Consider the following 20,788-nt stretch of genomic DNA (forward strand, 5'->3'; position numbering starts at 1 on the left):
ATCTTAAAATTAAAGAACATTAGGTAATTTTTGTATGAACAGAGTATATTATTTTGACTTCTGCCAAAAACTGTTCCAATAGTTTGCGTGAAACTTACCATTGATAATCAATTGAATTTTTAACAATCATAACATTTAAAACTTTATTTTTAATAAAATTTTATCCATGCCCACACCCCGACAGATTCAGGAAATTTTTAATCCTTACTATAATGCAGAAAGTAATATCTGGGAGCGCTTTTCAGAAAAAATAATTGTAAGAGAATTTCAGAAAAATGATGTCATAAAAGATTATGAGAGTGTAGAAAAATATCTGAATATTGTTGCTGCCGGCTCCGTAGGATTATTTATCTGGAACGGAAAAAAAGATATCTGCATCAATCTTTTGTATGAACAGAGCTTTATGAGTGATTATTTTTCTTTCCTCAAACAAAAGCCTTCCGGTATTAAAACATTGGCGTTGGAAGACTGCACGCTTTGGTCGATCAGCTATCCTGACCTCAATGAACTGTATGCAAGAAATGAAACCGGACTGAGAATCGGAAAGGCGATCTCTGAGATTTTATTTTTACGAAAACAGCAGGAGCAGATCAATCTGCTGACCTTAAGTCCGAAGGAACGTTATCTTAACCTCATCAGTCAGCGCCCTGAAATTTTCCAGCGTACGCCGTTGAAAATAATTGCTTCTTACCTTGGATTGACTGCAGAAAGCTTAAGTCGCCTGAGAAAAAGAGTTACCGAGAAGTAAAACTTACCCATCGTCAATTTTATTTTGCGTTCTAATTGTTAGTTTTGGATAATCTAATTTATAAAACAAAAATCCATGAAAAGAAAACAAATATTGAGTATTATTGTTTTTTATGCTATTGCAGTTGTATTCCGCTTTTTGGCTGTTAAAACCAATCTGTTTCATTTTGCCGACAACGAATTTATACAAATTCTGCTGCGTGGAATTGGTCCGGCGACAGGTGCTTTTGTTTCCATTGCATTATTCAATATTCCGTTAAAGCTTTCTCTAAAAGGGAATTACTGGAATTTATTTTTACCATTACTAATTTTCTGGATTTTTCCTGTTATTCTGATAGGAACAGTTTCTTATATTCAGCATGAAAAATTTCCATTTATACTTCTTTTCACGGTCTTGGTGTACGGATTATTGGAAGAAATAGGATGGCGTGGTTTTTTGCAGGAACAGCTGAAAAACCTGCCTAAACTTCAAAGCATAATTATCATCGCTGTTTTATGGTTTGTCTGGCACCTGAACTTTGAATTTACCACTTCCAATATGATCTTTCTTGGTGTTTTGTTTCTTGGAACCTGGGGAATTGGAAAAGTGTACAGCAGTACATATTCATTACTGGCAGTGGCGGGATTTCATTCGCTGAATAATTTTTTCAGAAATGGGCTTCATGAGACAGAGCTGGTATTAATTGGTATATTACTGATCATTTGGATTGGGTTTATGGTTTTATATAAAAGAAAATTAAATACTCATTCTCAGACTTCGGAACTTACAAATGATTAGTTATCTTACTGTTTAAAAACTTTAAATCATGAAAAAATATATTTGCTTTACGATAATTATTTTATTTTTTGGCAGTTGCCATCTTCACAGGAAAGCAGAAAGCAGTGAGACGTCTGGGATAAAAGCCGACACCATTACTTTTTCAGATCAGGCCAGAAACAGAAAAATTCCCGTGGCATTATATAATCCCGGATCGGGAAATCATGAGATTGTTATTTTCAGCCATGGCTATGGACAAAATAAAGGTGGAGATTATTTAGCTTATTCATACCTGACCAATTTTCTGGCTTCGAAAGGATATTTTGTGGCCAGCATACAGCATGAACTGCCGACGGATGAATTGATCCCATCAACAGGAGTTCCTCAAATTGTAAGGAGACCTTTCTGGGAACGGGGTGCAGACAATATTTTATTTGTTATCAATCAGTTAAAGAAAAATTATCCCAATCTTAACTTTAATAAGATTACATTAATAGGGCATTCCAACGGTGCAGATATGACGGCATTGTTTCCTCAGAAATATCCTAATGTTGTCCATAAAATTATCACTTTAGACAATCGCAGGATGGTTTTTCCAAGAGATAATAATCTTAAAATATATACATTACGGTCGAGCGATCAGCCTGCTGATGACGGGGTAATACCAACAGGTCCGGACAACAAAAAGTCTGGGATAACTATCATAAAACTATCAGATGTAAAGCATGATGATATGGACGATCACGCTAATGCTGAACAAAGGAAAGAAATTCAAGAATATGTATTGAGATTTTTGAATGATTAAAAACTAATGATAACCATTAAAATATTAAAAATGAAACATCTATGGACTTTATTAATTGCAGTATTCGTATTGACTCATTGCAGTGATCAAAAAAGTACGGCAGCGACCGAAAATGAGAAATTGATTCAACAGTATTTTAAGCATTTCAATAACCACGACTGGAGAAAAATGGCAGATATGTACACCGAAACTGCCGAATTTAAGGATCCAAGCCTGGGAAAGAGTATTGTGAAACAATCAAGACAACAGATTATTGATAAATATACAGCTTTAAGCCAGATGTTTCCTGATGTGAAAGATAAAGTGTTACAAACATACAATTCGGGAGATAATCATATTATTGTTGAATTTATTTCAACCGGTACAGCACCGGATAACACGAAATTTGAATTGCCGATCTGTACAATTTTCACTATTGAAAATGGAAAAATCACAAAGGACTTTACCTATTTTGATAATTTCGAATAAATAAAAATAAGATAGTTTTCATTTAAACAGATTATATAGGCCCTCGAGAATCTTTCTCGGGGGATTTTTATTAATAATAAATTTTAAAAAAAGCTTGATGTTCATTTAAAACGCTGTTTCGTTCATTTCATTTTGTCAATAGCCCATTTGCACAAGTTTCTATGGTTGTTGCCTCATCTGCTTATTGATATTTGCAGAAGAAAAAGGACTGAGTCGTTTTTTTATGAAAGGTTGATTTGCATTTAGATTTAAAATTAAAATACAATTAATAAAAAACGATTCGCAACCAAAATCTATCCATAGTTTCTAATTATTAAAATTTAAAATATGAAAAATTTTTTTAAAAAAGCAAGGGTTATTTTTCCTTTGGTTTTTATACTTCTGGGAATGAATATGAAAGCGCAAACCTCTGAAGACAAACTTCTTGGCAAATGGACCAACGAAGAAAAAACGAGAGTTGTAGAATTCGTTAAGAACGGGAATTATTATGATGGCATAATCCGAAAAGCAGAAGATGCAAGTTTAATCGGTAAAAAACAGATAAGCGGGCTGAAACCTTCAGGAAAAGGCAGCTATACAAATGGAACGGTCTATATCATAAAAAAAGGAAAAACGGCTTCGTGTTCCGCTCAGATTGTAAAAGATGGGCTGCTAAGCATTAAAGCTTCTTACGGTATGATGTCAAAAACTCAGGCGTGGACGAGATTATAGATCAATGAAAAAGTCGCTTTTAATACTATTTGTTGTACTGTCTTGCCTTTCTGTCAAAAGCCAGATCGTATTTAACTCTTTTCAGGAAGTACGGGATTATGCCGACAAGCACAGTGCTTCTATACGTATTTCTGAAGCGCAGCAGGAAGTAAATGCCATTCGGGAGAAACAGTCAAGGTCGTTTCTGTATCCATCTGTCAATGCATCGGCTGGATTTAATGACAATATTACTTTGCAGCCTACGCTGGTTCCCGCAAGACTTTTTAATCCCAATGCTCCGGAAGGAAGCTTTGAAGAAATGAAATTTGGTAAAACTTATCTTTACACCACTTCAATACAGGCCCAATGGAATGTTCTTGACTTTCAAAAGATCTTTGCCATTAAAACATCAGAATTTCAGTCAGAAGCGGGAAAACTGAATACGGAAATCAATCGGTTCAACACCTACAATCAGCTGGCTTCCGTGTATTATTCTATATTACTGGCTCAGAAATCGCTTGAAATTGATGAAAAAAATGCGAATGTTACTAAAATAATGCTGCACAATGCCTCGGAAAAATACCAGAAAGGCATCATCAGCGAATCTGATCTCAACCGTGTTTCAATACAACACCTGCAAAATGAAAAGAAAATTAAAACTACAGAAAGCAACCTGGATCAACTTTACCGCCAATTGCAGGGCATTCTCGACCTCCGCGAAGAAATTCAGATATCAGATTTCGGAACTGATGAGGATCATATTATTAATCCTGATTTTCAAGCTGTTCATCCGGAAATCCTTTTTCAGGAAAAACAGATCGATATTTCAAAGTCACTTGTAAAACAGAGCGAAGCAATGCGATACCCGACGTTGGGATTGGTTTATCAGTATAATTATAATTGGGCGACGGATCATTTTATGGATTTCTCAAATGTTAATAGTCTTCCTCAACAATTTTTTGGAGTTAAACTAAATCTGCCTCTTTTCAATGGATTTTCTATAAACCGGAAAATTAAAGAATCACAAACTGAACTGAAAATCCAGCAGATGCAACTGGAAAACACGAAGATTGTAAAAGATAAAGAAGATGAGATACTTAAGATTCAGTACGATCAGTCTGTCGCGGATCTTGAAAAAACTACGGAGATATTGCAATTGCAGGAGCAAAACGATATTCACACGCAAAATAAATATGAAAGCGGAATCATCAGTCTGGATGAACGTCTTGACCGGTATTCTGATCTTCTGTCTGCGCAGTATGATTATCTCCGGAGCCTTTCTGATTTTTCTTTAGCAAAATATAAGATCTACCTGCGTACAATAGATTTTCATAAACCATAGCACACATTATGATAAACAAAATAAAAATAACAAGCCTTTTCTTATTCGCAGTGATGCTTGTTTCCTGTACCAAAACAGAAAAAACTTCAGCGGTAAGAAAGAATATTGAAGATGCGGTTTTTGCAAGCGGATACATAGAAAAGGAAGATGAATATATGATTTCGGCCAGGATCAGTGGAAATATAGTAAACATTCCGATCAAAGAAGGTCAAATACTGACTGACAATAGCCTGATTGCAACTATTGAAAGCAATGTGCAGACAGAGCAGCTGAAAGATGCAGAAGCGGTTTACTCACAATCTAAGGAAAATGCATCCGGAAGTTCCCCGCAGCTGCTTCAGATTCAATCACAGATCGACCAGGCTCAACATCAGGTGGCTCAGGATAGAATAAACTTTCAGCGATACCGGGAACTCAGAGTAAAAAATTCTGTTTCACAGCTGGATCTTGAAAAGGCGCAGCTTCAGTATCAGTCTTCACAGAATAATTTAGTTTCACTTCAAAAAAATTATCTGGATACAAAAAACGCTCTTGATCTTTCGAAGAGAAGAAGTGCAATAGGCGTAAATCAGCAACAGGATATTTTAAAAGATTATACCATCCGTTCCGCAGGAAATGGTGAAGTCCTGAATGTTTTTAAAAAGAAAGGTGAACTGGTAAAACAGGGTGAGAATATTGCAAGGATCGGCCGTGGGGATTTTAAACTAAAGCTCTATGTTTCGGAAGATGATATTGCTAAAGTGAAAACAGGACAAAAAGCAGCCATTCATCTCAACACATATCCAGATCAGGATTTTACGGCAACAATCGTTAAAATCTTACCAGCTTTTGATGAGACAGAACAATCATACATTGTGGAAGCAAAATTTGACAAAACCCCGGAAACTGTTTTTTCCGGTACCCAGCTTCAGGCAAATATAGAAACATCAAAACGAAAGAATGTATTGGTGATTCCCACTTCATATATTTCCAAAGGAAAATTTGTGACCCTGGAGAATAATGAGCAAAGACAGGTCATTACCGGTTCAAAAGATAACGAGTGGACAGAGATTCGCAGCGGCATATCTGAAAATGATATTCTTATAAAACCTAAAGATTAAACGTGATGAATACGAATAGGAAAATATCCTGGGTACATCTCTCATCCAAGGTCAAACAGCTTCTTGTAGCTGTGCTGAGCGTGACGTTCGGGATATCGATGTACATTTTTATGAACAGCTTTATGTCCGGTGTCAATAGTGCCCAGACAGAAATCACTTTTACTTCCATGTCGCATATCAGGATCTACAATGACCTTCCGACTGATGTGCGTCAGATCCTGCAGACAAAAGATAAGAGCACTTTAGTGATCGTAAATAACGCCAAAAATATACGATATACGGAAGGGATAAAAAACACGGAGCCTATCAAAGAATCTGTTTCCGGGCTGAAAGAAATCTCCGCAATAACGGAACAGCTCAACCAGAATATTTTTATCAGAAATGGGGTTACGAAGATTAATGCATCTCTTTCCGGAGTAGATGTGGAAAATGAAGATCGGCTGTTCCATACATCGGACTATATGCAACAGGGCAGTTTTTATGACCTTGAAAAACGTGCTGACGGAATTATTCTGGGTTATAAGCTGGCTCAAAATCTTGGAGTGGGAATGGACGATAATATCACAGTGCTTACTTCCGATGGGATCTCCAGAATTTTTAAGATCATCGGGATTATGGAGACAGGATCTGCCAGTGTGGATAAAACCAGAGCAATCATTTCCATCCGCACAGCGAGACAGCTTTTCTCAAAGAACAGAAGCTATGCGACAGATATTCTCATCAATATTGATGATTACAACAAGTCTAAAGAAACTTCAAAAAAAATAGCGGCAATGACCGAATATAAAGTTGAGGCATGGCAGGAAGGCAATGCACAGCTGGATTCTGCAAATGTTCTCCGTAATATTCTGGCAGTTGCGGTTTCTTTCACCATCTTAATTGTAGCGGGCTTCGGAATTTATAATATTATGAATATGACGGTTAATGAAAAGATTAAAGAAATCGCTATTCTGAAAGCAATGGGTTTTAATGGTAGCGATATCGTCGAGATCTTTTTAACGCAATCCATTATTATAGGCCTTATCGGTGGGTTTACAGGTCTTGCCTTCGGATATGTTGTTTCTATGATCGTGGATCAGATTCCTTTCAAAATTGGCTCTTTCACGACTTTGCCGATAGATTACAGCCCAACGGATTATGTTTTGGCTTTTTTATTCGGTCTGTTGATAACAGCTATTGCCGGATATCTGCCCGCCAGAAACGCATCGAAAATAGATCCTGTAGCAATTTTAAGAGGATGATGAAAACAAATAATCAGAAAGATAATGAGAACGGCAGTTTAGTTTACATCAAACTATTTGTGATTGTATTGATCCTGATTTTTTACGCAGAACTATATCGGGAATATTATAACTGCAAAACATATTGGCAGGAGACGTTTTGCTACTATTGCTATCTGTTTCATAATTAATCCCAAAAACTTTGCCGGGTTACTTAAATCAACATAATTTTTATGAGTACACGAAATTTCAAAAACTTTACAAACAGGCCGTCCAGAAACAGCAAAAGGATTAGTAATACGACTACTGAAAATACCATTAAAAATCTATTGATAATCATTAAACTACTGATACTGTTTATTGTTATTACGATCACCGAGATTTTGATTATCACATTTTTTTTATGAATGGAAAATTCAAAATGACACATTAATCTTTTAATTATGAAAGCACTATCAGTTAACCACATCAATAAATATTTTTACGAGCCGGAAAAATTCAAGGTTTTAAAGGACGTCACTTTTAACGTTGAAAAGGGCGAATTTGTTGCTGTGGTAGGAAAATCAGGTTCGGGAAAATCTACCTTACTATATCTTCTTTCCACGATGGATACAGATTATGAAGGCCAGATTTCAATAAATAATACTTTAGTGACGGGGCTGAAGCAGAATCAGCTTTCCGCTTTCCGTAATGAGCATATAGGCTTTGTTTTTCAGTTCCATTATCTTTTGCCTGAATTTTCGGTGCTGGATAATGTGATGCTTCCCGCACTGAAACTGAAAAAACATTCAAAGCAAGAAATTGAACACAAAGCGATGGAACTTCTCAGTTTACTGGATATAAAAGGGCACGAACATAAAAAGGCTTCAAAAATATCAGGCGGGCAGCAACAGCGCGTGGCAATTGCAAGAGCATTGATCAATGATCCGGCGATTATCATGGGTGATGAGCCAACCGGAAATCTGGATTCTAAAAACACAAAAATTGTTTTCGAAATATTCCGGGAACTCGCAAAAGAAAAAGGACAGACAATCATAGCAGTGACCCATGATGATGAGTTTGCGGCCAATTGCGACCGTATTATAGAAATGGCGGACGGAAAAATTATCATTTAATAATCACATAGGGAAGTCTGTAAGGGTAGCAATTTTTAAACAAAAAAGAAAAAGATGAATCATAGTAGAATATATAAAGGATTATTACTATTGCTGGCCGTATTTTTTAATGATAAAATTTACGCTCAGGAAGGAAAGCCGGATCTCTTTGGAATAAGTTATGGTTCTGATAAAATAAAGAATGATTCTGCCAAAGGAAAAATAAAAGATATTGATGCTTTTTTGAATTTTCCGATTTACCGTGATGAGAAAAGAACAGTCGGCGGAAGGCTTCAATTCAAATCGAGAAGCATTTCCGGTCTTGATCCGGCACTCTCTAAAGATCTTTACGGTGCAGATATTTTCGTTTTCTGGCAGTTAAAAATAAAACAAAAATATAAGCTTTATCTCTTCGCACAGGTTGGCGCTTATTCTGATTTTAAGGATGTCAGTGAAGAAGATTTCCGTTATTCTTTTGGTGCAAGATATACCATTCAGCATAATGACCATCTTAAGACAGGGTGGGGGATTTCCTACAACAGGCAGTTCTACGGACATCAATTGAATCCGTTTATATCCGTTGATTATCAAATTACACCAAAGTTACAGCTCGCAGGCCTTCTTCCGATCCGTCCAAAGCTGATCTATACCATTAATGATCAACTTTCGTGGACCAACGAAATAGTTGCGGGCGCAGGAAGTTACAGGCTTTCGGCAAACGAAGAAAGCAGCCGTTTTATAAGGATAAACAATTGGTATGGAATGAGCAGTCTGGAATATAAATTGGCAGGACATCATACGTTGTCACTGGGAATTGGATATGATTTTATCAATAACCTCAAGCTTTATGAAGATACCGCTGATAATAACTGGAGTATTTTCACTTTCGATCTTCGTCAAAAGTCAGAACCCATTCGGGAAATCAGATCCAGGGGATTGAGATTTAATATCGGATATAGCTTTGGGCTGTAGATAAATGTTATAACAAGCTTAATCTTCAGTAAATCTTTACTAGATTTGAATAGAAATTAAGATGATTAAATGTCCATGATCAGATAAATTTAAAAAATCTTTTGCATGAAAAAAAGGATACATATCATACTGCCTGTAGCACTGGCCATCATTTTGCCGGGTCTTAATTTCTTTTCCATTTCGGAGACTTCTAATGTTCAGCCTGACGGATTTGCAGAGAAATGGCTGTATGCATCTATTGTATTGTATATTCTCTGGTATATTTTACAGGCAGTTTCCAATATCAAAACCAAATATAGAAATCTGGTCACTACAGGAATTGTTGCATCCTTTGTCGTCATTGTTTATGCCGTTTTTGCTTTGTTAATATTTAAAATTCCCAATGCCATTAAATGGGTATTTATTGTTAAATTATTTTTTGCCGCGGTATTGTTTTTCATCATTCAATTTGCTCTGAAGGCCAATGAGAGCATTTCAAAACTTCAGCTGGAAAAAGAGCAGATCCTGCTTGAAAACTACAAAGTACAGCTTCAGGAACTCAGGACAAAGGTAGATCCTCATTTTCTTTTCAATTCTTTCAATACCTTGCGTACAATGATCAGGAATCATCATCCTTCATCAGAAAAGTTTGTCATGAGCCTTTCCAATTTTTACAGGCTGACACTTTCTTTAAACAATACCTCAACCACATCGCTTAAAGATGAGATTGATGTCCTGAAATCCTATTTTTTCTTGATGCAGACCAGAAATGAAGGTGCCATCAAAGTATCGATCGATGTTGAAGAAAGTCTTTTGCAGAAACAGATTCCTACACTAAGCCTTCAGATCCTGGCAGAAAATTGTTTTAAACATAACAGGATTTCTTCATCAAAGCCGCTGGAAATCAATATTTATACCGATAATAATTATATTTTTATCAAAAATAACAGATTGCCGAAACTTACAGTTGCCGAAGTTTCCGGATTCGGACTTGAAAATATAGCACAGCGTTATGCCTTATTAAAAATTTCTGATGGAATTTTGAAAAGCTCGGATGAAGAGAAATTTGAAGTAAAATTAAAACTGATTTAATTATGAATGTTTTGTTGGTGGAAGACGAGCATCATACTGCCCGATTGTTGCAGGAAGTCATAGAAAGTGACAGGGATTTTATTGTTATTAAGACTTTGGAATCTATTTCCGAAACAGTTTCATATCTTTCAAAGTATGCTCAGAATATAGATCTGATGTTTCTTGACATCCATTTGTCAGACGGACACAGCTTTGAAATATTCCGGCATATCGATATCAATATCCCGGTTATATTCTGTACAGCATACGATGAATATGCGCTTAAGGCCATCAGAAACAACGGAATAGAGTATATTCTTAAGCCTTTTGAAGATGAGGAAATACTGAATGCGCTTCATAAATTCCGGCAACTGGCCGGACGTTTCAAAACACAATTGTCCTTTGAAATTCCGGGAGAAAAGCCCAAAACCCAAGTTTATCAGGAAAGTTTTCTCGCACAACAGAAAGACCGGACAATTGTGGTTTTAACGGAAAATATTGCGATGTTTGCCATAGAGGAAGATATTGTTTATCTATACACATTCGATAGAAAACGATACCCTGTTTTCAAAAATATGGAATACATCGCCAACGTCTGTGATCCTCATGTTTTTTTCAGGATCAACCGGCAAATGCTCATCAACAGAAATACGATTCTTACCATTCAGCCTTACTTTAACAGGAAAGTTATTTTGGAGCTTACCATTAAACCTGAAAATCAAATAATAGTCAGCCGCCTTAAGGTAACGGCCTTCAAAGAGTGGCTTGAAAGTGGAAGATGATTTATTTGAAATAAGAAAACAGTATCATTATCAGTTTGATATTTATTAATTCAATACCTTTGATTTGATGGATATTTTAAATTAAAAAGCTGCCCGCAATCGTGGACAGCTCATTCGTTATGAAGTGTAATGCCAAATACCTTCTAAAAATAGCATATATCTTCCCGGTTGATATTCTCCATATGAAAATAGATAAATGGAATCATTGTTTTTTAAATAATGAATTTCTAAACCTTCTTCGGATGTATATTTTTCAATAAATCCTGTGTTTACGTTAAATTTGTTTTCTTTAACGATGATATCAAAACTTTCTTCATCTATTTCTTTTTTTAAATCCCTCAACGGGTTATTGTAAAAATCAATCAATTTGATTTTATGATTTTCAATTTCAAAAACTTCCTGTAAACATTTTTCCTCATCACCATCAAACAGTTTTTGTCTGGTTATTTCGATTTTTTTAATCATATTTTTTTAGTTAGATTTAATTTATAATTACTAAAAGGTGGTGTTCCTTAAATCTCTGTTTAAAATTATTGTGCTTCTGAAATCAATTTTTCTATTAATTTCCAATCTACATTTTCATCAAAATGGTCCCAATCTAAAATTTGATTTGGTCTGTTTTCTGGAGCTAAAGGAGATACATAAAATATACATCTATAAGCTGTTTCCCTAATACCAACATCAGTGTCTTTATCTTCAAGAATTGAATAGAGTTTTTTCATAACTGATGCTTTATTCTCTTTACGATATGTATTTGACCAACTCATCAGAGCATCAGATCTTACCTCATCATCTTCATCGTTGGAAAACATTCCCCATGCTTTATCTCTAAATTCTTCCATTCTCCAATAGAAACATAAAACTCTGATGGATGCGCTACGTGCTTGTTCGCTTGGATGGTCACATAATTTTACAATGATATTCTTTAGCTCATTTTTCTCCTGAAGTGTCCAGGGATATTTTTTTCCGCAATCTATTAGCAAATCATATAATTCATTTCCGTCTGATTCATTTTCTAGTAATTGCTGCATTTCTTTTACGTTCGACCGATTCATGTGTTTTTGTGCAGTAGTTAAGTTTTATTAATCTTTTTTTAGTTTTGAAACCAATTTATATAATTCATTTTTTACCGTAAGTAGTTCTTCGGGATTTAATACCGTTTTTTTATTGTTAGCTCGGCTACAAAACTATCAAATGTAACAATTCCTTTTTTTTTCTAAAATAAAAAACGGTTAACTAAAAAAGTTATCCGTTTTTGTAATTCATTCTGTAAGCTACCCAATTTTGTGACCATTCTAAATGATAGATTCTTTCATTTTTTGTTTATATTTTTTAGGGCTTATATTTCCTAATGCTTCGTGCGGTCTGTTGTAATTATATTCTATCCACCACTGATTTGCTTTTTCTTCGGCATCCTGTAGATTTTTAAAGACATACATATTGAGAAGCTCATTTCTACAGCTTTTATTCAGTCTTTCAATAAGGCTGTTTTGTGTAGGTTTCCCTGGTTGTATATAATGGATCTCTATTTTATTTTCCTGAGCCCATAGCTGAAGATTTTTAGATATAAACTCAGGGCCATTGTCAACTCTTATGCGTTTAGGCTTACGCCCTTGTTGTTTTAACTGTTCTAAAACTCTCACTACTCTTGCAGAACAGATACTTGTATCAATTTCCATAGACAGTAATTCCCGGTTATAATCATCAGCAATATTTAATATTCTGAATCTTCTCCCGTCATATAAACTGTCGCTCATAAAATCCATACTCCAACATTCATCAGGCTCCAGAGGAATATTGATGTTTTCTTTGATTCTGGTGGGAAGTCTTTTTCTTACCCTTCTGCGAATGCTCATTTTTAAGGCCACATAAACCCTATGAACCCGTTTATGATTCCAAATATATCCCAAATTCCTAAGTTTATGATATAGCTTCCAAAAACCATAACCTGGATGCTCTTGCGAAAGTCTGGTCAGAGCATCAATTAATTCATCGTCGTTCTTTCTGCTTTTGTACCGATAGCTGCGCCTGCTGATACCAATTGTTAAACAACTTTTCCTCTCACTGAAATTATATTTCTCCCGGATAAAGTTGACAATTTCACGCCGTCCAGAAGGCTTTACCACTTTTTTGACAGAACATCTTTTAAAGCTTCAATCTCTAAACATCTTTCTGCATAAAGTTTTTTAAGTTTAGAATTTTCGGATTCCAGATCCCGCATCTTTTGAATATCCGAACTTTCCATCCCAGAATATTTACTCTTCCAACGATAAAATGTACCTTGTGTAATACCATGAGTACGGCATATTTCTATCACACTCTTCCCAAGTTCTTGTTCTTTCAAAATTCCAAAAACCTGACTCTCTGAATACTTACTCTTTTTCATATTTAAATTTAAAGTTTTTTAAAGCAAAAACTCTATCTTTAAATGGATACATTTTCAGGGAAGTTTACATTCTTGTACATTAAGAAGTATAATCTTATGATGGTGATACTTCCATTAGCAAATAGTGACTATTCAAATATATAGGTATAATCAACTAAACTTTCTAAAAACTCAGTAAAAGATGAAGCTAAAAATTCTAATTCTGCTTCTGAATAATACACAAAAATATTTCCATAATCTTTTTCATCTAGAGACATTGCTAAATAACCGGTTTCTATATAACCAATACTTAGATAATTTTTTGGTAAATAGTCTTGTTTTTCGAAAAGAGAAGTGTCATATTTAATAGATTTAAAACTGGATAACAGTATGCCGTCATCAGGCTCTCCAAAATAAGTATAGTAACTCAATGGAGATCCTCCATTATATTTTAACATATGTTCTTTATAATTTTGAGGTAGTGGTAGCCCTATTTCTTTTTCAAATTCACTTAATTCTTTTTATTTTCTATTTCAAAATCAATCATATTCTTATCTTTAAAATTAGTTTATACATAAAACAACTATCTCGATATTTTCTCCCGAAATATTATTTAATGCTTTTACAAATTCAGAATATTTATTAAATCCTATAATCTCTTTATCTTTTAGTTCTAATAACTTTACTTGTATGATGATTTTATTTTTTTATTTAATTAACTTTTATTTCGATATTGCAATTTTATTCTTGTTCTGGAGGAAAAGGATAATCTGCCAATGGTAACCAATCCTCACCCTTTTTTGCTAAATAATGCTGAATTACTCCTAATTCATAAGAATATTTAAACACTAAATCTTGGCTAGTATTTTTAAAGTCAATCGTTACAAAGCAAGAACCGTCTATTACTTCATCTTTATTTTCAATATTTGTATTATTTTCTTTATTGAAATTGTATGTAAATTGTGTAACTGCTGTTGGAGCATACATTATTTTTTTTACTTTCATTTATTAGTATTTTAAGTTATCTGTAAGTTAATTTTTACATTCAGACATATTCAAGTAAATGAAAGAAAATAAACTAAAGATATACTATTCAGTTTTGGTAGTGGTTATTAAGTCATAATAAATACAAGAATATTTTACCAGTCTATTTCACCATTTTCACGCATATTATGTTCTATTACAGATAACCTGTGACCTAAGTTAAATAAATCTGAAGTTGTATATTTAGAAACTCCTATTTTGCAAAATATTACTTCATCATCTATAACTTCTACAATTCTAAAATCAGTCTCATTAAAATTGTTATGTTGTTCAATTGCTTTTTCTAAAACTTCTGAATACATTACCATTACTTCAAAAGTTATTTCATTTTTATTTGGCTCCATTTATCAATATTATTTTTATGTTTGGAAACATTTCGTTAAACTGTTGTATTATTCCTGTACAAGAGATACAATATGGGTTTTCTGATACTATTTTTATTTCCCCTACTATTTCAAGGTATTTACCTCCTTTTTTTGCGCCTAAATCTTTGGCTAATTTATTTAACATTCTATACTCACTATCAGTAATTCGTAACCATTCTTTTCCTTTATTACCTTCTACTTTTATTGCATTAAAGATGTGAATTTCATTTTCAGCAACATCTAAAGGTACACTTCTCCATAACCGATTATCTACTACTTTACCATTTATTTGGCCCTCTATATATCCATAATTACCTCCTCTTAAGTTATTAGCAGCTCTATGGTCTTTTATTCTTTTTGCTGCTTGTAAGATTTCTTCTTCGGTCCCTTGAGTCACGAGTCCTATATCCTCTGTTTCCCCCAGTAAACTCTTTACCTTCGCCACATCATTCTCCGCAATTGCTTTTTCAAGTTCAGCGACTAGTTTTTCATCTTTGGCTAAAGTTCTTGCTTCTTCAAAAGCATTTTTCACCGCAAGCAGTTCTTCGGGGTTTAATCCCGTTTCTTTTATTACTTTAGCTAATTTTAGCTCGGCTATAAAGCTATCAAATGTAACAATTCCTTTCCGAATAGCAAATACTGCTCTGGCTAACAATTCGCCTGCCTGAGGAAGCCCGGGGATTGTAGCATAAGTAAGCTGTCGGGCTTTTACAAAACCGTCCAATATTTTTTTCTCCTGAGCCTGTATTTTGGCCTGTCTTACAATATTTTGCTGCACTCTTTCCTCAAGACCTTCAATTTTAGCCAAATCACTTTCAAGTCTGTTTATTGCTTTTGTGGCATCCTCTGCTTCATTAAAAGCTTTTCCGGCTGCGGCAATGGGTTTTGCAGATTTTAATACAGCTCCCAATGCTGCTGCATCTAACGCAACTCCTGCAATGGCAACGACTACCCAAACCAAACTCGGATCATCGGAGAGTAAACCTACATCATGAAATTCTTTATTGTCTTTATATTCTTTTATTGTGTCGTAAGCAACATCAATACTGACTGCTAAAGACAACGCACCACCCGCAATGACTACCGGAGTAGCTGCACCCCAGGTCACCACGATAAGCGCAAGTGCAAAAATACCTTCACAAATAGCCAACAGTATTTCTAAACTTTTTAAACGGTCATATTTTGCAGTAATAATACGATCATAAATACTTCCTTTTTCAATATGTTGCTTTTCGTAAGAAGCTTTAAATAAATTATCAAGCTCATAAATATGCTCGGGATTCTCTGTGATATTATTGATTACACTATTTACTTTTTCGTTTTGTGAAGTGATGTATTCATTCAAAAATGCTTTTAAATCCGTTTTATTACTAATTTCTGCAAACTCTTCTTTATCGAAATCAGGGTCATTAACCAATGGTGTCTGACTGGAAAGTAAGCTTATCGATTTATTAGCATTGTTTATTTTAGATTGTCCAAGACTATATTCCTGTTGATCAGTATAAGATATTCCATGTTCAAGAACCTTTTTCGAATTACTTTTGATTGATTTTCCTGTTTCATAATCTTCCTGAGCCCCCGACTTTATAATGCTTTGTGACAGATGGTCCAAGAAAGTAATGTTACTTAATTTTTTTTCTTCCTGGTACAAAGTATGTTTGTAATGTTGTAGCATTTCAATACCAATGCGAACGGTTTCGGTTTCAAAGGCACTTTCGTAACGTCTAATATAATCTTCAAATTCTTTAATACTGTCAAAACCATTGGCCTTCATTGCTTCAGTAAGCTCCTTTTCTTTAAATGAATACATTGGATTGTCTACAATAAGAGGTTCTTTAATAGTACCTACATTGGTAGTCGGAGAAATACCGAGATATTTAATATATTGATCATACAATTTTTCTAAACCATAAAGTTTAGTTTTCACAGTTTCTAATTCATCGCGGTTTTTAAGGTTTTTGTCCCGTTCTTTGATATATGCTTTCAGCGACTCTTCAATAGCCGTTAAATCGCTTGTTTCCTGTGAAACTTTACTTTTATAATCGGCCATTTCTTCCTCCGATAATTGCTTTAACAAATCAAGGATACGGGTATTTTGAATGTAATCTGCAGTACTTGCCGGATTCCGGATAAATTCTTTTTTATCAGGTGATAATGCTTCTGTTTCTTTTTCTATGGTATGTTCTTTAGACGATATTCTGTAATTTACAGATCCTCCTTTGGCAACTATATCTTTCACCTTTTCATCAGTAAATTTTGGCTCCCACTTTAGATGGCGGGTCAACTTCATTTGTTGCTCTGCAAAGTGGTTGAGATCTTCATCGGTCTGAATGAGTTTCCCATTAAATTTCTGATTTTTTGCTACAACAATAGGATAAATAACAGAGTCATCATCTATAGAATTATTGGTTTTAAGTTTTTCTGCTGCTGCTGATAAGACAACATCATCCTTTTTAGGTTTTTCATCTTTAATTTTACTCAACACCTCATCCATTTTCAACAAAGTCTCCCTGTTGAAAATTCCTGTTGCAATAATGCCATTTTTCTGTTGGAAGTTGATTATTGCCATCTTCGTTTCCTTCCAAAAAGAAGATCCGTTTCCCACCGCTTTATAGCCTAATATATTGAGTGCCTTATTGAGAATTAAAACATGTGGGCCTTTTTCTAAAAACTTTATAGTGACTGAACCATTCTCTACCTTTTTAAATGCTCTGTTTCTAAAAAGACCGTACGTTATTTGGGTAACTTCTGTTTTGGCGAGGGAGATGGTAACATCCTGACTGGTAATTTTCTCTTGATTTTCTTCATCCTCTTTATGATGGATATTTTGCGACCCGGACCGGTTGGCCCTCGGTGCAAATGTTTTTTTATGTCTGCTCATGTTGTTGGTTATTAGGTAAATTCATTATGCTGTACTGAAGCTTATTCTGTTCTCTGGACAAACGGACTGAGTCGGGACTGGTTTTTCCCGAAAGCTTTTTCGTTTTCGATAGTTAAATAAGTACTTAATAATGAATAGGTAATAATAGTCTCATCGCGGTCGTGTAAAGCCATAGCAATGTTTTTCATAATGTTGCGGATATTAGCACCGGTATAAGAATATTCTTTAGCTAAATGTTTTAAAAGATCATCACTTTCAAAGGTTATGTTTTTAGGTAAATAATGCTTCCAAAGCGATTCTCTCGTATTTTCTGCAGGTCTTATTACATTAATAGAAACATCTATCCGGCGCTTAAAAGCATCATCCATATTGTTCTCGAAATTGGAGGCCAGAATAGTTAATCCGTCAAATTTTTCTATTCGTTGCAATAAGTAAGACACTTCCTGGTTGGCATAGCGGTCATGGGCATCTTTTACATCAGAACGTTTTCCAAACAAGGCATCCGCTTCATCAAAAAACAACATACAATTTTTTCCCTGTAGTCTGTTGAACAACACTTCAAGATTTTTCTCCGTTTCACCAATGTATTTGCTGACTACCTGCGAGAGATCTACATGATACATATCGATTCCGTAGGTATTGGCAAGAATTCCTGCCAGCATCGTTTTTCCTGTTCCCGGCGCACCGTAGAATAAAGCAATAAAACCTGGTTTAAAGCCGTGTTCACTGTTTTTAAAAAAGCCATTTTCCAAGGCTTTTATATAATTTCCGATGGGTTTTATCTGTTCTCTGACATTATTTTCCAAAATAATATCATCCATCGTTAAATCTGATTTGTAAAGCTTTCCCGGAAAGTAAGAACCGTGATCCAGTTGCGGTTTCTTGCCTGATAAAAAATAGTTCAGATAAGCGGTATCCAACTCAATTTTTCCATGAATGAACTCTGCTGAAGAGCGGTTATAAACGATGTCGTTTTGTAAAAGTACACTTCCGTTGATGAGTTGCGCGCTGTAGTGTGACCACAAGGATAAATCTTTCCCGGCCAGCAAAAAAAGTGCGGTCTGGAAAGTTGGTTTAAAACTTCTGTTAAATTTATTGTATTCGCCACCGGCTTCAATCGCAAAAGCATTACTGCTTTCCTCTATCTGTACAAATGTTTTTAATATCGACGGATAATGAGCCGAAGCAATCGCCAGTGCTAAAATGACTCTGTCTATTGCTGTAAGTTGGTGGATTTTGATGGTGTTTGAGTAGGGAGATTCATCATCGAAAGTTGGCATTTCGGGTATTTCGTAAGCAATCTTCAACTCTTCATCTTCTAAAAACAGTTCTTTGCATCGCATTTCAACAAGCGATTCCAGCCATTTCATTTCTTCATGTAAAGAGTGGTGATTTAGATCATCGACCTGAAATGAATGATTAATTTTCTCTGTTTTTTCATTAATTTTTGTTTTCATTAATGATTTTTCATAGTTAATAGAAGACTTCATAATTTTATTTTAAGTGGTGCTGTTGAAATGATATTATAGTGCGGGAGGAATACTCCGTAAATTGTGTTTTTGAAATATAAAAACCTGGCCGCATAATAGATTTTATAAGGCGCGATAGTTTGATAAGTAGTTAATTACCAATTGACGAACATGAATTTTTCTTTCCAGGGCAATTTTACGAGGCCAATTCCCCAGCCCAGTTTTTCAAGTAAAATATCCTGTGTTTTTCGTTCCACGGTGAGCGTATAATCATGGTCTGTTACGACGAGTTTACCGGAGCGCTGGAAAAACTCATTCTGTAATAATGCTGCGGACGACTTCTTCATTGGATTCCAGTTGTACTGAACACTTTCTATGACATTTTGGGCTTGCGTTTTATGCTTGCGTGAAAGTTTAATATGCCTGTTAATCGTTTGATTCATCGGAATATTACATAAGAATTTTTCAAAAGCCATGTCATATTCGGGAGCATTTGTTGTTCCGGTCGCAATATAATGTAACAAATGTGCACACAATTCAGGATCAGTAAGTTGCTGAGTTTCCGGATCGAAAAGTTCACAATGTTCAAAAAAGGTTTTCATGAACGGATGTATTAAAATAAGTCCTGCGTTCCGGATATATTGACCGTCATTCGCGATGGCATCATCATGGATCGCTGCATTATTCTGATTACTTATTTCTTCAGGAGTTCTTGGGTTTCCATTGTGATCAGGTGTATTCTTTTTACTGCTTTGAATACTTTGAATGCTCTCAAAAATTTCATTTTCTTTTATAAAAGGAAATATCGCGACAACAGTTTTCCAATTTTGATGGTTGTCTTTTACCTTTGACAATCCTGCCAGCTTGGCTTTTAAAATTTGATGTAAAAGATATTCCTGAAGATCGCTGTTTGATGAGCGCAAATATTCCGTTAACATATTTAAAACCAGTTGCCAAACCATGATTCTGTCCGGATGATTTAGTTTTGATATACGGCGAATAATATCAGCTTTCAAATTGATCTTTAATTCCTTATTTTCTAAAACAGCCAGACATACCCGGGCAATCTGCTCATCAGAAAGCTGATTAATGATCCGATTCTGAACATGCTGTTTAAACAAAACAGAAATTATACTTTTTGAGAAGTTTGCAGCTGAAATAAGCGTGTCGAATGTCTGCGTTTCTAAAAAACCAATGCTTTTCTTATCCGAATTCCACCAGGGCATATATCCGTTTTCTAAAAAATAAATAAAGGTTTGCACCATTTTTTCCTGATTTTCAACCCAATATGCTTTAGGATCATTTTCTGTTTCCTGTCTGGATGTTTCACCACGTTGAACTGTTTCTGACAATTTTTCTTTAAAAAGCTGAGCAATTTTATCTTTTAATTCGGTATTCAGCGAGCTGTTTTTTACTTCCAGATTCAGTTCCATCCGGGGGATTTGCAGCGTATGGCCTGCTAATTTCTGCTCTATACCATTGATGTATTTTTCTATTTCCGGGAAAACATCAATAGACAAAAAGCTGTTGATATCATCTTTTATGCGATATGCTTTTTCTTTGTTGTTGACTGTAATTTCAACAAAAACTTTCTGAATGATATGATCTTGCTTCACTTCAAAATAGATTTAATTATG

Annotated in this window: 20 protein-coding genes and 1 pseudogene; 12 read left to right on the forward strand and 9 right to left on the reverse strand. The window is 34.9% G+C overall.

All coding sequences use genetic code 11. From position 1 onward, the window contains the following. The first annotated feature begins 166 nt into the window (after window positions 1-166). The 12 genes from ACWNCI_RS01935 to ACWNCI_RS01990 all read left to right on the forward strand — a co-directional run bounded on the left by ACWNCI_RS01935 (window position 167) and on the right by ACWNCI_RS01990 (window position 11,027). Window positions 167-748, forward strand: coding sequence for a Crp/Fnr family transcriptional regulator (locus tag ACWNCI_RS01935; protein WP_449386968.1), 582 nt, complete (start codon window positions 167-169; stop codon window positions 746-748). 75 nt (window positions 749-823) lie between these two features. Further along, window positions 824-1,525, forward strand: a complete 702-nt coding sequence (locus tag ACWNCI_RS01940; RefSeq protein WP_449386969.1) for a CPBP family intramembrane glutamic endopeptidase — start codon at window positions 824-826, stop codon at window positions 1,523-1,525. Between the two features lie 28 nt (window positions 1,526-1,553). Next, entirely contained in the window at window positions 1,554-2,309 is a 756-nt protein-coding gene (locus ACWNCI_RS01945; protein ID WP_449386970.1) for an alpha/beta hydrolase family protein, read from the forward strand. A 30-nt stretch (window positions 2,310-2,339) separates the two neighbouring features. Then, window positions 2,340-2,777, forward strand: a complete 438-nt coding sequence (locus tag ACWNCI_RS01950) for a nuclear transport factor 2 family protein (RefSeq protein ID WP_449386971.1) — start codon at window positions 2,340-2,342, stop codon at window positions 2,775-2,777. A 327-nt stretch (window positions 2,778-3,104) separates the two neighbouring features. Continuing rightward, complete coding sequence (locus ACWNCI_RS01955; RefSeq protein WP_449386972.1) at window positions 3,105-3,488, forward strand: DUF2147 domain-containing protein; 384 nt, start codon at window positions 3,105-3,107, stop codon at window positions 3,486-3,488. A 4-nt stretch (window positions 3,489-3,492) separates the two neighbouring features. Beyond that, window positions 3,493-4,809, forward strand: coding sequence for a TolC family protein (locus ACWNCI_RS01960; protein ID WP_449386973.1), 1,317 nt, complete (start codon window positions 3,493-3,495; stop codon window positions 4,807-4,809). Window positions 4,810-4,817: 8 nt separating this feature from the next. Further along, entirely contained in the window at window positions 4,818-5,909 is a 1,092-nt protein-coding gene (locus ACWNCI_RS01965) for an efflux RND transporter periplasmic adaptor subunit (RefSeq protein WP_449386974.1), read from the forward strand. Between the two features lie 5 nt (window positions 5,910-5,914). After that, a complete protein-coding gene (locus ACWNCI_RS01970) occupies window positions 5,915-7,150 on the forward strand; it encodes an ABC transporter permease (protein ID WP_449386975.1) in 1,236 nt (411 codons plus the stop codon). A 422-nt stretch (window positions 7,151-7,572) separates the two neighbouring features. Next, window positions 7,573-8,244, forward strand: a complete 672-nt coding sequence (locus ACWNCI_RS01975; protein WP_449386976.1) for an ABC transporter ATP-binding protein — start codon at window positions 7,573-7,575, stop codon at window positions 8,242-8,244. A gap of 54 nt (window positions 8,245-8,298) precedes the next feature. Next, window positions 8,299-9,195 carry a DUF6268 family outer membrane beta-barrel protein gene (locus ACWNCI_RS01980; protein WP_449386977.1) on the forward strand — a complete coding sequence of 299 codons (897 nt, stop codon included), beginning with the start codon at window positions 8,299-8,301 and terminating at the stop codon, window positions 9,193-9,195. A gap of 105 nt (window positions 9,196-9,300) precedes the next feature. Continuing rightward, on the forward strand, window positions 9,301-10,266 hold the full coding sequence (locus tag ACWNCI_RS01985; protein WP_449386978.1) for a sensor histidine kinase: 966 nt from the start codon (window positions 9,301-9,303) through the stop codon (window positions 10,264-10,266). Window positions 10,267-10,268: 2 nt separating this feature from the next. After that, the gene (locus ACWNCI_RS01990) at window positions 10,269-11,027 is read left to right on the forward strand and encodes a LytR/AlgR family response regulator transcription factor (RefSeq protein WP_449386979.1); all 759 of its coding nucleotides are present in this window, start codon (window positions 10,269-10,271) and stop codon (window positions 11,025-11,027) included. Between the two features lie 117 nt (window positions 11,028-11,144). Here ACWNCI_RS01990 and ACWNCI_RS01995 read toward each other — a convergent pair whose 3' ends face one another. The 9 genes and pseudogenes from ACWNCI_RS01995 to ACWNCI_RS02035 form a co-directional block, all read right to left on the reverse strand. Beyond that, complete coding sequence (locus ACWNCI_RS01995; protein WP_449386980.1) at window positions 11,145-11,492, reverse strand: hypothetical protein; 348 nt, start codon at window positions 11,490-11,492, stop codon at window positions 11,145-11,147. 65 nt (window positions 11,493-11,557) lie between these two features. After that, window positions 11,558-12,058 (reverse strand): hypothetical protein, encoded by a 501-nt coding sequence (locus ACWNCI_RS02000; RefSeq protein ID WP_449386981.1) that lies wholly within the window; start codon window positions 12,056-12,058, stop codon window positions 11,558-11,560. Window positions 12,059-12,322: 264 nt separating this feature from the next. Next, window positions 12,323-13,413, reverse strand: a protein-coding gene (locus tag ACWNCI_RS02005; protein WP_449386732.1) for an IS3 family transposase whose coding sequence is annotated in 2 segments (ribosomal slippage) — window positions 12,323-13,161 and window positions 13,161-13,413 — 1,092 coding nt in all. Because the reading frame shifts where the segments join, the coding sequence is not laid out codon by codon here. A 128-nt stretch (window positions 13,414-13,541) separates the two neighbouring features. Next, a pseudogene (locus tag ACWNCI_RS02010) lies at window positions 13,542-13,901 on the reverse strand (SMI1/KNR4 family protein); the annotation flags it as partial. A gap of 232 nt (window positions 13,902-14,133) precedes the next feature. Then, on the reverse strand, window positions 14,134-14,397 hold the full coding sequence (locus tag ACWNCI_RS02015) for a hypothetical protein (protein WP_449386982.1): 264 nt from the start codon (window positions 14,395-14,397) through the stop codon (window positions 14,134-14,136). A 134-nt stretch (window positions 14,398-14,531) separates the two neighbouring features. Further along, the gene (locus ACWNCI_RS02020) at window positions 14,532-14,780 is read right to left on the reverse strand and encodes a hypothetical protein (protein WP_346985763.1); all 249 of its coding nucleotides are present in this window, start codon (window positions 14,778-14,780) and stop codon (window positions 14,532-14,534) included. Then, window positions 14,767-17,682, reverse strand: a complete 2,916-nt coding sequence (locus ACWNCI_RS02025) for a deaminase domain-containing protein (RefSeq protein ID WP_449386983.1) — start codon at window positions 17,680-17,682, stop codon at window positions 14,767-14,769. The genes ACWNCI_RS02020 and ACWNCI_RS02025 overlap by 14 nt, the downstream gene beginning before the upstream one ends. 41 nt (window positions 17,683-17,723) lie before the next feature. Beyond that, window positions 17,724-19,139 carry an ATP-binding protein gene (locus tag ACWNCI_RS02030; RefSeq protein ID WP_449386984.1) on the reverse strand — a complete coding sequence of 472 codons (1,416 nt, stop codon included), beginning with the start codon at window positions 19,137-19,139 and terminating at the stop codon, window positions 17,724-17,726. A gap of 167 nt (window positions 19,140-19,306) precedes the next feature. Continuing rightward, window positions 19,307-20,767, reverse strand: a complete 1,461-nt coding sequence (locus ACWNCI_RS02035; protein ID WP_449386985.1) for a contractile injection system tape measure protein — start codon at window positions 20,765-20,767, stop codon at window positions 19,307-19,309. Window positions 20,768-20,788 lie beyond the last annotated feature (21 nt).

The sequence above is a fragment of the Chryseobacterium lineare genome (assembly GCF_977014045.1).

What these genes read in the sequence shown, in the direction of transcription:
- ACWNCI_RS02030 (WP_449386984.1), bottom strand. Translation starts at nt 19,139, where the DNA reads ATGAAAACAAAAATTAATGAAAAAACAGAGAAAATTAATCATTCATTT.
- ACWNCI_RS01970 (WP_449386975.1), top strand. Translation starts at nt 5,915, where the DNA reads ATGAATACGAATAGGAAAATATCCTGGGTACATCTCTCATCCAAGGTC.
- ACWNCI_RS01975 (WP_449386976.1), top strand. Translation starts at nt 7,573, where the DNA reads ATGAAAGCACTATCAGTTAACCACATCAATAAATATTTTTACGAGCCG.
- ACWNCI_RS02020 (WP_346985763.1), bottom strand. Translation starts at nt 14,780, where the DNA reads ATGGAGCCAAATAAAAATGAAATAACTTTTGAAGTAATGGTAATGTAT.
- ACWNCI_RS01955 (WP_449386972.1), top strand. Translation starts at nt 3,105, where the DNA reads ATGAAAAATTTTTTTAAAAAAGCAAGGGTTATTTTTCCTTTGGTTTTT.
- ACWNCI_RS01995 (WP_449386980.1), bottom strand. Translation starts at nt 11,492, where the DNA reads ATGATTAAAAAAATCGAAATAACCAGACAAAAACTGTTTGATGGTGAT.
- ACWNCI_RS01985 (WP_449386978.1), top strand. Translation starts at nt 9,301, where the DNA reads ATGAAAAAAAGGATACATATCATACTGCCTGTAGCACTGGCCATCATT.
- ACWNCI_RS02000 (WP_449386981.1), bottom strand. Translation starts at nt 12,058, where the DNA reads ATGCAGCAATTACTAGAAAATGAATCAGACGGAAATGAATTATATGAT.
- ACWNCI_RS01980 (WP_449386977.1), top strand. Translation starts at nt 8,299, where the DNA reads ATGAATCATAGTAGAATATATAAAGGATTATTACTATTGCTGGCCGTA.
- ACWNCI_RS01935 (WP_449386968.1), top strand. Translation starts at nt 167, where the DNA reads ATGCCCACACCCCGACAGATTCAGGAAATTTTTAATCCTTACTATAAT.
- ACWNCI_RS01945 (WP_449386970.1), top strand. Translation starts at nt 1,554, where the DNA reads ATGAAAAAATATATTTGCTTTACGATAATTATTTTATTTTTTGGCAGT.
- ACWNCI_RS02015 (WP_449386982.1), bottom strand. Translation starts at nt 14,397, where the DNA reads ATGAAAGTAAAAAAAATAATGTATGCTCCAACAGCAGTTACACAATTT.
- ACWNCI_RS01960 (WP_449386973.1), top strand. Translation starts at nt 3,493, where the DNA reads ATGAAAAAGTCGCTTTTAATACTATTTGTTGTACTGTCTTGCCTTTCT.
- ACWNCI_RS01940 (WP_449386969.1), top strand. Translation starts at nt 824, where the DNA reads ATGAAAAGAAAACAAATATTGAGTATTATTGTTTTTTATGCTATTGCA.
- ACWNCI_RS02025 (WP_449386983.1), bottom strand. Translation starts at nt 17,682, where the DNA reads ATGAGCAGACATAAAAAAACATTTGCACCGAGGGCCAACCGGTCCGGG.
- ACWNCI_RS01990 (WP_449386979.1), top strand. Translation starts at nt 10,269, where the DNA reads ATGAATGTTTTGTTGGTGGAAGACGAGCATCATACTGCCCGATTGTTG.
- ACWNCI_RS01950 (WP_449386971.1), top strand. Translation starts at nt 2,340, where the DNA reads ATGAAACATCTATGGACTTTATTAATTGCAGTATTCGTATTGACTCAT.
- ACWNCI_RS01965 (WP_449386974.1), top strand. Translation starts at nt 4,818, where the DNA reads ATGATAAACAAAATAAAAATAACAAGCCTTTTCTTATTCGCAGTGATG.